A 13279-nucleotide genomic window follows, 5' to 3' on the forward strand; every position below is an offset into this window, starting at 1 on the left:
CCTTGGGGCGACTGTAAACTCGCCTGAAATTCCGAAACTTAGCTGTCCTCTGGGGCCGCTAGGGATTGGGATAAAGCCCGCACCCTGCGCATAGCGCGGGTGTCGGGTAGTTTACGTAGCCGGATCGAAGGTCGGGCAGGCTGGGTTAAGGTGATAAAGAGTTACAGGGCTGGTCGCTATGGCTGAGATGAGTCCGTATCAGGTGTTGGGAATTAGCGAAGAAGCCTCTTTTGAAGAGATTCAATCGGCGCGGGCTCGGCTCCTGGCCAGCTTGGGCGCCGATGAACAGCAGCAAGAGCGGGTGGAGCAAGCCTACGATGCCATCCTGATGCAGCGCCTGCGCCTGCGCAAAGAGGGCAAAATCGCCGTTCCCGATCGCATTCGCTACGCCGAACAACGGGCTGCCCATCCTGAGCCGGAGCTGAGTTTGCCTCGCCCTGCTGCCCAAAATCCCCCCTGGGTCAGCCGCTGGTTGGATACCCCCTCTACCGCCGATGCCCTCTGGCCTGCGGCGCTGCTGGGTGGGCTGGGGGGTTGGGTTATCCTGGCTCCCGATGAGTACCCCTCGCTGCAACTGGCCTTGGGGCTGATGGCTTGTATCTATTTCCTGTACCGCAAAGAGCGCCGCTTCATTCGCGCTTTTCTCTTGGCCCTGGCGGGCCTGAGCCTGGGGCTGATGTTGGCCTACGGCATTGCCCTTCCTCTCACCGGTGGCGATGCTCCTGGTGCGCTGTTGGTGGGGATCACGTTTACGGTGATGTGGTTGGTGACCAGCTTTCTGCGCTAGCTGCCGGTTGGCAACGGATATCCAACCAGGGATCATCCTCACCTGCCAAACCGCCGCTGCCGCGACTGATAGCTAAGCAAGGCTTGGTGAAAAGCGGCTCGGTCGAAATCCGGCCAGAGGATGGGGGTGAAATACTGCTCGGTGTAGGCCATCTGCCAGAGCAGGAAGTTGCTGATGCGCATCTCGCCGCTGGTACGGATCAGCAGATCAGGATCCGATAAGCCGGTGGTGTAGAGAAATTGGGAAAAGAGGGCCTCGTCAATCTGATCCGGCTGCAGCAGCCCCTGCTGCACCAAGGTGGCAATGGAGCGGCAGGCTTGTAGGATCTCCTGTCGTCCCCCGTAGTTGAGGGCCACCGTCAGGCAAATGCCCTTGTTGTGCTGGGTGCAGGCCACCGCATGCACGATGGTTTCCTGCAGAGAGTGGGGCAGAGCCGACAACTGGCCGGCAAACTGGATGCGCACCCCCTGCTGCACCATTTCCCCCAATTCCTGCCACAGCACCTGCTCGAACAAAGTCATGAGAAAATCCACCTCCTCGCGGGCCCGGCCCCAGTTCTCGGTGGAGAAGGCATAGGCGGTAAGGGCTGGGATCCCCCAATCATTGCAACAGCGCAGCAGCTCCTTCAGGGCCGCTACCCCTCGCTGATGCCCAACACTGCGGGGTAAGCCCCGTTTTTGCGCCCAACGCCCGTTGCCATCCATCACCACCGCCACATGGCGGGGCAACAACTGCGGATCTAGGTCGGCAGGCAACTGCAGAAGATGGGCAGGAGAAAGGGTCATGGAGATTCAGTCTTCGGGGAGGGTTTTCTCAGGTTTGCGAAAGAGTTTAGTTAGATCGGAGAGGGATCCCCACCAGCGCAGCGGCCCATTGCGAAACCAGGGGTAGGCCCACAATCCCTTTAGCGGAGCATCTCGTTTTTTGGCATCGCGGGGATTGCGCAACCGCTGTACCAGCAGCTCGTGTAACTTGGCACTGGTCAGAGGCCGCTCGATGCGCCCACCCTCCGCCAGGGAAATGGATCCCGTTTCTTCTGAGACCACAATACACAAGCAATTGGTCTGCTCTGTGATCCCCATCGCAGCACGGTGCCGTGTGCCCAGTTGCCGAGAGGCGGCCCGCTCCGAAACCGGTAGGATGACCCCCGCTGCGCGAATGCGATCCCGATGGATGACCACAGCCCCATCATGCAACAAAGTTGAAGTCTGGAAAATGGTCTGCAGGATCTCCCGCGACACCCGCGCCTGCAGAGGTACTCCTTTGTCGGTAAACACCCGCGAGTCAATTGGTTGCTCCGGCTCGATCACAATCAGCGCTCCTGTGCGGTTTTGGGAAAGTTCTCGCACTGCTTGCACCAGTTCTTCCACCAAATCTTCCTCAGGATCCTCCTCGTCATCGCCTGCGTTGCTCGGCCACTCCATGCGGATGGCTCTTGCCAATTGCTCCAGCAGCCGCCGAAACTCCGGTTGAAAGAGCACGCCCATGGCTACGGCTGCGCCCAGGAGCAGGCGATCCAAGATCAGGTGAACCAAGGGGAGAGAGGCTGTGGCCAGGTACAGCACCAGCAGCACTATAAATCCCCTCACCAGCACCCCAGCACGACTTTCGCGGGTGTAGTAGAGAGCCAAAGCCAACAGAAAGACAGCCAGAGCCCAGTCCAAGAGGCTGAGAAAGTTAAACTGCTGTAGCCAAGCCCATAAGGCCGCCAGCATGGCGAAAAACCCCGTTCACGCTCCCCTCATTGCGGACCTTCTGCCTGGTGCCGTTCTGCACCTCAGAACCCCTGTTGGACTGCGGCCCCCAGACCAGCCTACCACTCACCTCCTGGCTGTCTTCCAGTCTTTCTCGCATGAGGTGCGTTGGCTGCGGTCGGCGCTGCCAGGAAAGGCTGTGCCTCTACTGACCAGATGGGTATGGGCAAACTTCCCCTTCAACGCAGCAACCGCTCTGGCAAGACATCTTGACGGATTAAGTCGGCATAAGTTTCTCGCCGCACAATCAACTGGGCCTCTCCCTCGTTGACCAGCACCGCGGCTGGCCGAGGGAAGCGATTGTAATTGGAAGCCATGCTGTAGTTGTAGGCCCCCGTCGCCAAAACCACCAACACTTCTCCTGCCATTGGGGCGGGCAGAAGCACATCCTTCAACAGCACATCCCCCGACTCGCAGTGTTTGCCGGCCACCGTTACCCGCTGCGTGGCCTCTGCCTCTGGTCGGTTGGCCAGAAGGGCGGTATAGCGGGCTTGATAGGTGATCGGGCGCGGGTTGTCGGACATACCACCGTCGATGGTGATGTAGGTGCGTCCCTGGGGCAGGTCATCGCTGGGAGGGATCCGCTTTTGCCCTCCCAGGGTGTAGGCGGTCACGGCAGCCGGCCCAATCACAGATCGTCCAGGCTCGCAGAGCACCTTGGGCAAAGGGATCCCGGACTGGGCAAAGGCTTGTTGCACCGCCGTTGCCACAGTTTCCACCCACTCCGGGATGGAGGGGGGATCATCGGATTCGACATAGCGGATCCCCAGGCCCCCACCCACATTCAGCTCTTGTAGGGGCAACCCTCTGCCCAGCCCTTGCCGCCAGATCTGGGCCAGCACCCCCGCCAGGTCTCGGTGGCCCTGTAGATCAAAAATCTGTGACCCAATGTGGGCATGGAGCCCAACGCACTGCAGTTGGGGATGGGCTGCCAAAAAGTCAAACACCTCCGGCAGTTGCCATTGGCCGATGCCGAATTTGCTGTCGGTTTGTCCGGTGCGGATGTACTCGTGGGTGTGGACGTCAATACCAGGGTTAACCCGCAGGAGCAGCCGCGCTGGCCGTGCGGGCGTGGTCAGGGCCGACACCTGCTGCAGTTCGTACAGGCTATCGACCACCAAAGTACAGCCCGTCTCCAGGGCCAAGTTCAGCTCGTCGAGAGACTTGGCGTTGCCGTGCAGATAGAGATCTTCACCTTTGGCCCCCGCCTGCAGGGCCGTGTACAGCTCCCCGCCAGAAGCCACATCCAACCCCAGCCCTTCTTGCAGCGCCAATGCACAGATGGCCAGGCAATTCCAGGCTTTCGTGGCGTACAAAACCCGGGATCCCCCGGCGTAGCAGCGGGCCCAGGTGTCACGGTAAAGCTGGCAGGCGCGGCGCAGCGTCCATTCGTCCAGGATGTAGAGAGGGGATCCAAACTGGCGCACCAGCTCCACCACGTCGCACCCCCCAATTTCCAAGTGCCCCCGGCTGTTGATACGGCTGGTCAAGGGGCGCAAAGACTGGTTGGGGGAAAGGGTCTGCTCTGGATGGGTGGGAGTGCCGAGGGTCGAAATCATGGTCAGGAGTCAGAAAACTGTCTTAAACGATATCAAGTTCCTTATTCAGTTTGTCTTGAAAAGTGCCCAGCCCTAACCCGATCCCTTTATACCCAGCTCTGGGGCTGCCTCGTTCCGCTTCGACTCTGACTCCTCGGTTTTGAGATGGCTGACAATTGGCACAGTGGGAGTGTGTCTGACTTACGCAACACCTTCTGCTATGATGAAAGACCGGTGTCAACGGGTCGATGCCCGAGGGGTTAAAGGGGGCGGACTGTAAATCCGCTGGCTTACGCCTACGTTGGTTCGAATCCAACTCGGCCCACCATCGGCTTTGCCCACGTGGCTCAGTGGTAGAGCACCCCCTTGGTAAGGGGGAGGTCACGAGTTCGATCCTCGTCGTGGGCTTGGCGCTGTAAACTACCCGACCCTGACTACTTCGCAGTACAGGGCGGGCTTTTGGTAGCCCTGCAGTTGGCAAGCCAGCCACGAACCTCTAGGCTGGTTTACGGCAGCCCCCAAAAGCGCAATCACCTTCGCACCGTTAAAATCCGCATCCCCTTCCCAACCGCAGTGCCCGCATTTGAACTGCTTACCCTTGCGATAGGATTGAGCGGAGTCGGGATGAATATGCAGGCACTTGTGGCAGATCTGCGAGGTATAGGCCGCAGGGACAGCTACCACCTTGACACCCGCCCTCACAGCCTTGTATTCGATAAACCGCCGCAGCTGGTAGAACGCCCAGCTATTGCTACGCCGCCGCTCCTCACGACTGCGGGGCTGCCGGTTGGTACGCCCCCGGATGCCGCTCAAGTCCTCAATTGCAATGCAGGCAGAAAGAGATTGAGCTGCTTTAACGATGCGCTTAGCGATACTGTGGTTCACCCAAGCTTGAAAGCGTCTCTCTTTGCCAGACAGCCGTTGCAGCAGTTGACGGCATCGCCGCCTGCAACTGCGGGTGCCCTTACTGGCCTTGCGCTGAAGAGACGCTCTTAACCGACAGTAGTGATCTCGGACTTTGTTCAGCTGCTGTCCATTCCAGTTGTCTCCTTCGGAGGTATGGGCAATGTCTCGCCGTCCCAGGTCAACACCAATCACCTTGTCGGTGTTCTGTTGCTTGGGGGGCTCTGCCTCGACACAAATCTGGATGGAGTAGGAGCCGTCCTTCCGCTGGACTAGGGTGGCCGATTTGGGGTTAGAGCCAGCCAGCATTCCCCTCTGGTAGTTGCCAATGGCTAGCTCAAAGTGTTCTCTTCCATCAACCGTGGCAAGCGACACTGTCCAGTCTTTCTCGCGAAACGAGAAGATACGTGCATCATAGGTAACGAACCTACGCTTGAACTCTTTAACTGGACGGTTGCGCTGTCTCGCCACTTTGCGGGCGCCGGCCACCCGTCTGCAGACCTGCTGGGCCAGATTACTGGACAAGCCAAACCGAGCGCGAATCTGGTAATAGCAAAGGGATTGGAGTTTGACTGCGTTGACTACTTTTTCTGGTGTGTTTTGGTTGACCCAGTTCAACGCCTGCACAAAGGCATCCATTGTCGCGTCCAATTTGGCGGCTTGCGACTGGGACACCTTGAGTTTGCAAGCTACAGTCAGGACTTGGGTCATGGTTCTATCATAACTTCCGCATTCCTCCCGACACTGACCCTACGGGTACAGTGCGGGGCTCCTGCGATTTCTAGCTGAAGATGATCCCAGCCGCTGGCGCCAGAAGAGCTATGGCCCGAACAACTGGGGAGATGACAAGAATCCTCCCCCTCGAGGGCGGGGAGTATGTCAAAATGCGGCAAGAACCCTCGAGTGGTCGCGATGATCCCACCGGACGGATCCCCCCTTGCTTCTGTTCCTGCCTGGCATAGCCTCACCCTCGCCGCTGCCATCCAGAAGTTGCAGACCGATCCCGATCGTGGCCTCACCACTCAGCAGGTGATCCAGAGGCAGCGGCAATATGGCCCCAATGAGCTGATCACCACTTCTGGCCGTAGCTCCTGGCAAGTCCTGCTGGATCAATTCCGCAACATCATGCTGCTGATGCTGATCGCCGTAGCGGCGATCTCAGCCACTTTGGACTTGCAAGAAGGCGAGTTTCCCAAAGATGCCCTGGCCATTTTGTTGATCGTTGGCCTTAACGGTGGCCTGGGCTATTTGCAAGAAAGTCGGGCGGAAAAAGCGCTGGCGGCCCTGAAAAAACTGGCCTCCCCTACTGTGCGGGTGGAGCGGGATGGCCTGTGGCAAGAAGTTCCAGCCAGCCAACTGGTGCCGGGGGATCGCGTGCTGCTGGAAGCTGGGGTACAGATCCCAGCCGATGGGCGCTTGGCCGAGGCCGTGAACCTGCAGGTGCGGGAAGCAGCTTTGACCGGAGAAGCCACCCCTGTAACCAAACAGGCAGACTGCGTCCTCCCGCCGGACATCGAGCTGGGGGAACGGCGCAACATGGCCTTCATGGGCACCGAAGTGATTCAGGGGCGAGGGATCCTCTTGGTTACTGCCACCGGCATGAACACGGAGCTGGGCAAGGTGGCGAAGCTGCTGCAAACGGTGGAAAACGAGCCCACTCCCCTGCAGCGGCGCATGAGCCAACTGGGCAATGTGCTGGTGTCGGGATCCCTGGCTTTGGTGGCCCTGGTGGTGGGGATAGGGCTGCTGCAAGCCGGGAGCATGGCCCCCTTTACCTCGCTTTTGGAAACTTCCTTGAGCATGGCCGTGGCCGTGGTACCAGAGGGGCTGCCTGCGGTGATCACTGTCACCCTGGCTATTGGCACCCAACGCATGGTGCGCCGCCACGCCCTCATCCGCCGCCTGCCGGCAGTAGAGACCCTGGGATCCGTGACCACCATCTGCTCCGACAAAACCGGCACCCTCACGGAAAACAAAATGGTGGTAACCGACATCATTACCCCCGACCGCCATTACCACGTCAGCGGCACCGGTTACATTCCCAAGGGATCCTTCTACTGCGGCGGCCAGCCCGTAGATCCCGGGAGCGCCCCGGATCTGCAGGCCATCTTGCGGGCCGTGGTGTTCTGCAACGATGCCCTGTTGCAGGCCAGCCTCCAACCCGTTGCCGGTCGCAACCCACGGTCTGCAGTTTCTTCTCCCCCTTCAACGCCCACCTGGTCCATCCTGGGGGATCCCACCGAGGCCGCCCTGCTGGTGGCAGCCGCCAAGGCCAACCTCCACAAAGGCTCTTTACAGGAGCGCTACCCACGGGTGCAGGAGCTCCCCTTCAGCTCAGAACGCAAGCGCATGAGCGTGGTGATCCAAGAAAACGGCGGCTACTGCGTCTACACCAAGGGATCCCCAGAGCTGGTGCTGGAGCGGTGTGATCGCATCCAGAAAGGGGGCACTTGGCAGGAACTGTCGGAAACCGATCGCCAGGCCATCCTCGGCACCAATAACCGCCTGGCCGCCCAAGGTATCCGGGTTCTGGGGGTAGCCACCCAGAGGCTAGAGCGGATCCCGGACAACGGGGAAGAGGTGGAGCACAACCTGGTTTGGCTGGGCCTGATGGGGATGCACGATGCTCCGCGACCAGAGGCACGAGAGGCCGTGGCCCGCTGCCGAGAAGCTGGGATCCGCACGTTGATGATTACCGGCGACCACCAACTGACAGCTGTTGCCATTGCCCGCCAGCTGGGCATTCTCGAGTCGGAGGATCAGGCGATTGACGGGCGTACCCTCTCCCGCTTGAGTTTCGAGGAGCTGCTGCAAACGGTACAAACCGTCAGGGTCTATGCCCGCGTCGCCCCCGAACACAAGCTGCGCATTGTGCAAGCCCTGCAAAAGCAAAACGAGTTTGTGGCCATGACCGGGGATGGGGTCAACGACGCCCCTGCCCTGCGCCAAGCGGATATTGGCATCGCCATGGGCATCACGGGCACCGATGTGAGCAAAGAGGCCAGCGACATGGTGCTGCTGGACGACAACTTCGCCACCATCGTGGCGGCCATTGAAGAAGGGCGGGTGGTCTACAGCAACATCCGCCGTTTCGTGAAATACATCCTGGGCAGCAACATCGGCGAGGTGTTGACGGTGGCTGCTGCCCCTATCTTGGGCCTAGAGGACGTGCCACTGACGCCCCTGCAGATCCTGTGGATGAACCTGGTAACCGACGGCCTGCCCGCCCTGGCCTTGGCGATGGAGCCAGCAGAACCAGGGGTGATGCAGCGCCCCCCCTTCAACCCCAAAGAGAGCATCTTTGCCCAAGGGCTCGGTGCCTACATGGTGCGCATCGGTGTGGTCTTTGCCATCTCCACGATCCTGATGATGGCCATCGTGGAAGCCTATATCCCCCACTGGCGCACGATGGTCTTCACCACCCTGTGCATTGCCCAGATGGGCCATGCCCTGGCAGCCCGCTCCAACGACAAGCTGACCCTCGAGATGAACCCCTTTTCCAACCCCTACCTGCTGGGGGCTGTGTTGGCCACTTTGCTGTTGCAGTTGGCCCTGCTCTATGTGCCCTTCCTGCGCAACTTTTTCGGGACAGAAGAGTTGACCCTTCCAGAACTGCTCATTTGCCTGGGCTTTAGCACGGTGGTGATGGTCTGGGTGGATCTGGAAAAACTCTACCGCCGCTGGCGCCAGGGATCCCGCTGAATCTTCACAATTATTTTTCACAATAAAGCATCTTCACAATAAAGAGTCTCTCTCCCTACTGCACCCAGAAACAAAGCTTTGAGCCAAGACTCATTTCCCCAAAAAGCCACTCTCGAGGAATCCTGCCCATTGCATAGAGGCCATTTCCGCAAGTTGGCTGAGCTTCCTCTTTTGACCTGCAGGATAAGCTGGAAAAACTTGCTGGGATACTGTGGAAAGGGGGCAGGAATCTCTGGGTTCTATGCACAGAGAGCTATGGGCGGTAGGGAAAACGGTGGGCCTGGTGGATCCCTCTGGCCTTGCCTTTTGGCTGCTGGGATCCCTCTTCTTGGCTCTCCTGCTGCTTGGCGTCAGCCTGGGGGAAAGTCAGCCGCTTTCTGTCTTCAGAGGGATCCTGGGATCCCTTTCTCGAAGATTTCCCTTCCAACCTCCTAGAGGCACCCCCAGCCCAGAGGCTCGTTTTCGGGCAGCCTTGGAAGCCAGCTTGGATGCTATTTACCTGCTGGAGGCGGTGCGGGATCCCGTTACCCGCGAGATCATCGACTTTGTCTTTGTGGATGTCAACGCCAAGGGGGAAGAGCTCATTTCCCTCCAGCGCCGGCAGATCATCGGCCAGCGGCTGTGCGAGCTGCTGCCCATCAACCGCTGGGGGGGCTTTTTTGAGAAATACAAGCGAGTGGTGGAAACCGGCATTCCTCTGGAAGAGGAGTTCCCCATTTCGGGGCAGCCGGGCTTGAAGGCCAGTTGGATCCATCACCAAGTGGTGCCGGTGGGAGACGGGATCCTCATCACCAGCCGCGACATCAGCGAGCGGGTCAAGATGGAGCGGGCTCTACAGGAAAGCGAGTCTCGCTACCGCGCCCTCTACGAGGCCATTCCCGACTTGATTTTTGAGCTCAGCGCCGAGGGAGTCATTCTTCATTGCAAGCCTTCCCCTTACGTTCCCACCCGACATCCGCCTGAGTTTTACGTGGGTCGCCGCGCCCAAGACGTGTTTCCCAGCTCTTTCGGAGAGCAGTATCAGCTTTTAGCAGGGCGGGCCCTGTCCACCCAAACGCCACAGTATCTGGAGTACGAAATGGTGCTCCCCGCCGCTGCCGCAAACGAGTCTGAGCCGGCAATCCGCCGCTATCAGAAGGCTTGCGTCGTTGCCCATGGCAGAGATAGGGTCTACGTTTTGGTGCGGGATATCACCGAGCGGAAACAGGCGGAGTTGGCCCTTAGAGAAATGGAAGCCACCCAGCGGGCCATTCTCCAAGCCATCCCCGACCTCATCCTTCGCCTGAATAGCCAGGGCATCTGCCTGAGCTCTATTCCCGGAGGCGATGTCCATCTTTACTGCCCAGCAGAGCGCCACTTAGGTCGATCCCTCCAGGAGATTCTGCCGCCAGCGCTGGCCGAGCAGCGGCTTTTCTATGTTCAGCAAGCCCTGGCCACCCAAACCCAACAGCGCTACGAGTACAGCATTGAAGTTCAAGGGGAGGTACGCTACGAAGAGGCCCGCATTGTCCCTCTCAACAGCCAGGAAGTCCTGGCAATCGTGCGGGATATTACAGAAGCCAAGCAGGCGGAGCTGGCCTTGAAAGCCGCTGAACAGCTGCAGCGAGCCATTCTAGAAGCCATTCCCGACTTGATCTTTCGCCTGGACAGCCAGGGCATTTGCTTGAGCTTTGTCTCGGGGGGCGAGGTTCTTCCCTATGGCTCACCCGACACCTACGTGGGCCGATCCCTCCAAGAGGTCCTGCCAGCGGAATTGGCCGAGCGGCGGCTTTTCTTTGTTCAGCAGGCTATAGCTACCCAGACGCGGCAGCGCTACGACCAAAGCATCGAGATTGAAGGGGAGACCCGCCACGAAGAGGTGCGCATTGTGCCCCTCAACCCCCAAGAGGTGGTGGTGATCGTCCGCGATGTAACCGACAGGGTGCGATCCCAGCAGGCCGTCCAGGAAAGCGAGCAGAAGTTCCGGGCGCTGTTTGAGAATGCCGCTGTGGCCATCCTCATCCGCCATGCCGAGACCGGCGAGATCCTGGAGGCCAACTCCCAAGCCATTTCGGCCTATGGCTTCTCCAGCCTGGAGGAGCTGCGAGCCTTCGACGCTTCCGAGCAGTCTCCCTATCGCCAGGCTCTTCGGGGCGGGGAGTTCTCGCTGCAGTCCTACTTGGAGCAAGCCCGCCAGCAGGGATCCGCCCGCTTTGAGTGGCAATGGCAGCGGCAGGATGGCCGAGTTGTCTGGGAAGACGTGTTTGTGCAGCCCCTTGTCTTGCGCGGGATCCCGTGTTGGGTGTTTACCGCGGTGGACATCACTGCCCGCAAGTCGGCAGAAGCGGAGCTGGAGCAGTTTTTCTCGGTGGCTCTGGATTTGCTCTGCATTGCCGATGCCCAAGGGTACTTTCGCCGTCTCAACCGCGCCTGGGAGACCACCCTGGGCTATTCCCTGCAGGAGCTGCAGAGCCGACCCTTTTTGGAGTGGGTTCATCCGGACGACCTCCCCGCCACGCAGGCGGCCATGCAGCAGCTTGTCGAAGAGAAACGGCTGGATCACTTTGTCAACCGCTACCGCACCCAGGGCGGCAGCTATCGTTTCATCGAGTGGCGAGCCTCTTTGGCCGGATCCCTGGTCTACGCCGCCGGGCGGGATATCACCCTAGCCAAGCTGGCAGAAGAGCAGATGAAAGCAGCCAAGGAAGCTGCCGAAGCCGCCAGCCGCGCCAAGAGCGAGTTCCTGGCCACCATCAGCCACGAGATCCGCACCCCCATCAACGCCATTTTGGGGATGACCAGTCTACTCCTGGACACCTCCTTGGATCCGCAGCAGCAGGATTGGGTACAGACCATCCGCTATGGAGGCGAGGTGCTGCTGAACCTAATCAACGACATCCTCGATTTCTCCAAGATTGAGTCCCAAAAACTGGAACTGGAGGAAATACCCTTTTCCTTGCCGCAGTTGGTGGAAGAGCTGCTGGATCTGATGGCAGCCCAAGCCCAGAGCAAGGATCTGGAACTGGTGGCTTGGGTGGATCCCAACCTGCCGCCAACCTTGATAGGGGATCCCAACCGGCTGCGCCAAATCCTGGCCAATCTGCTCAGCAACGCCATCAAGTTCACCCCCCAGGGAGAGGTGGTGGTGACCGTCGAGGCCGGGGAGAGGGATCCTGAAAAGCAATGGGTCAACGTTCAGGTGCGGGATACAGGCATTGGCATTCCCCCCGAAAAATTGGATCGCCTCTTCAAGCCCTTCAGCCAGGTGGATAGCTCCATCAGCCGCCAGTTTGGGGGCACCGGCCTGGGCTTGGCCATCAGCCAGCGTCTCTGCCAGCTCATGGGGGGAGCAATCGGGGTGGAAAGTCAGCCGGGCCAGGGATCCACTTTTCGCTTTCGCATCCCCCTAAAGAGGCCAGACCAGGAGCTGTTGCCAACCGCCGCACCGGATCCGTGCTTGGCCGGCAAGCAGGTTTTGCTGGTGGAAGACAACGCCAGTCAACGGCAGTTGCTATCCCGACTGCTGAGCGCTTGGGGCATGGAGGTAACCTGTTGTGCCTTGGCGGCAGAAGCCCAGGCTGCAGTTAGAACTCGTCCTTTTGACCTGGCCCTTCTGGATGCCACCCTGCCAGACCGGGATGGCTTGACCCTGGCGGCTGACCTGCGGAAAGCGCAACCCCGCCTGTTGCCCATAGTGCTGACGGGGCGCAACTTCATCTCCACAGCAGACCCTCTCCCCACTTTGGCCAAGCCGGTCAAAGCCTCCCAACTGCGGAAGCTGCTGCTGGAGCTGGTGGGAGAAAAAGCTCCTTCTTCCTTATTTTCCTCTCCCGCCGCTCCTCCCTCCATTTGGGACGCGACCCTGGCCAGCCGCTACCCGCTTCAGATCCTGGTGGCAGAGGATAACCCGGTTAACCAGAAGGTGATTCGCCTCATGCTGGAGCGATTGGGCTACCGGCCCGATATTGTCGGCAACGGCCTAGAAGCCGTCCAAGCTCTGCGCCTGCGACCCTACGATCTGGTGTTGATGGATATGCAAATGCCGGAGCTGGATGGTCTTGCGGCCACCCGTCGCATCCGCGCTGAACTGCCCCCTGAGCGCCAGCCTCGCATTGTCGTCCTCACGGCGAATGTGTTTTCGGAAGGCCGTGCTGCCGCCGAAGCTGCCGGGGTGGATGGCTACCTCACCAAACCCTTGGAGCCAGCCGCCCTAGTCCGGGTTCTTCAGGGATCCCTTCCCCTTCCCATCCCGGCCAGCCAAGAAGAGGATCCGCCCCTCGACCCCGTTATCCTCGCCCAGATGCGGGCAGTCTTCAGCTCTCCAGAAGCCTGGCAGGAGATGATCCAAACCTACCGGCAGGACAGCGAAGCTCTATTGGGATCCCTGCGGCAGGCCCTGGAGCAGCGGGATCCCCAAGCCATTGCTCGGTTGGCCCACCGCCTCAAAGGCGGCAGCAGCACCCTGGGCGCCAAACGTCTGGCCGAGCTGTGTCAGCAGTTGGAAAAGCTGGTTCATGCCGAGCCAGCCAGTTCTGTAAAATGGGATACTATAGAGCAAGCCCTGCAGAAGCTGGAGGTGGCATATCGGCAAGTTACCCTCAGTCTCTCCTCCTGAG

General features: G+C 59.8%; 7 protein-coding genes and 2 tRNA genes. 5 read left to right on the forward strand and 4 right to left on the reverse strand.

What is annotated here, in order from left to right:
- Positions 1-187: 187 nt before the first annotated feature.
- Positions 188-787, forward strand: a complete 600-nt coding sequence (locus ACVWXF_RS07645) for a CPP1-like family protein (RefSeq protein ID WP_011433251.1) — start codon at positions 188-190, stop codon at positions 785-787.
- 38 nt (positions 788-825) lie between these two features.
- On the opposite strand, the gene ACVWXF_RS07650 is transcribed toward ACVWXF_RS07645, so the two are convergent.
- The 3 genes from ACVWXF_RS07650 to lysA form a co-directional block, all read right to left on the reverse strand.
- Positions 826-1572, reverse strand: coding sequence for an isoprenyl transferase (locus tag ACVWXF_RS07650; RefSeq protein ID WP_457474071.1), 747 nt, complete (start codon positions 1570-1572; stop codon positions 826-828).
- Positions 1573-1578: 6 nt separating this feature from the next.
- Positions 1579-2502: a diadenylate cyclase CdaA gene (gene cdaA, locus ACVWXF_RS07655; RefSeq protein ID WP_457474072.1), complete on the reverse strand. Its 924-nt coding sequence runs from the start codon at positions 2500-2502 to the stop codon at positions 1579-1581.
- A gap of 218 nt (positions 2503-2720) precedes the next feature.
- A complete protein-coding gene (lysA, locus tag ACVWXF_RS07660; RefSeq protein ID WP_414412578.1) occupies positions 2721-4100 on the reverse strand; it encodes a diaminopimelate decarboxylase in 1380 nt (459 codons plus the stop codon).
- 221 nt (positions 4101-4321) lie between these two features.
- On the opposite strand from lysA, the gene ACVWXF_RS07665 reads away from it, so the two are divergent.
- Both ACVWXF_RS07665 and ACVWXF_RS07670 read left to right on the forward strand, forming a co-directional pair.
- Positions 4322-4407: transfer RNA gene (locus ACVWXF_RS07665), tRNA-Tyr, on the forward strand.
- An 8-nt stretch (positions 4408-4415) separates the two neighbouring features.
- Positions 4416-4487 (forward strand) — tRNA-Thr (locus tag ACVWXF_RS07670).
- Between the two features lie 12 nt (positions 4488-4499).
- On the opposite strand, the gene ACVWXF_RS07675 is transcribed toward ACVWXF_RS07670, so the two are convergent.
- Entirely contained in the window at positions 4500-5693 is a 1194-nt protein-coding gene (locus ACVWXF_RS07675) for an RNA-guided endonuclease InsQ/TnpB family protein (RefSeq protein WP_457474073.1), read from the reverse strand.
- Between the two features lie 201 nt (positions 5694-5894).
- Here ACVWXF_RS07675 and ACVWXF_RS07680 point away from each other — a divergent pair, with 201 nt between their 5' ends.
- Positions 5895-8684: a cation-translocating P-type ATPase gene (locus ACVWXF_RS07680; protein ID WP_457474074.1), complete on the forward strand. Its 2790-nt coding sequence runs from the start codon at positions 5895-5897 to the stop codon at positions 8682-8684.
- 241 nt (positions 8685-8925) lie between these two features.
- Entirely contained in the window at positions 8926-13278 is a 4353-nt protein-coding gene (locus ACVWXF_RS07685) for a PAS domain S-box protein (RefSeq protein ID WP_457474075.1), read from the forward strand.
- The last annotated feature ends 1 nt before the right edge of the window (position 13279 follow it).

The sequence above is a fragment of the Thermostichus sp. MS-CIW-40 genome (assembly GCF_054058315.1).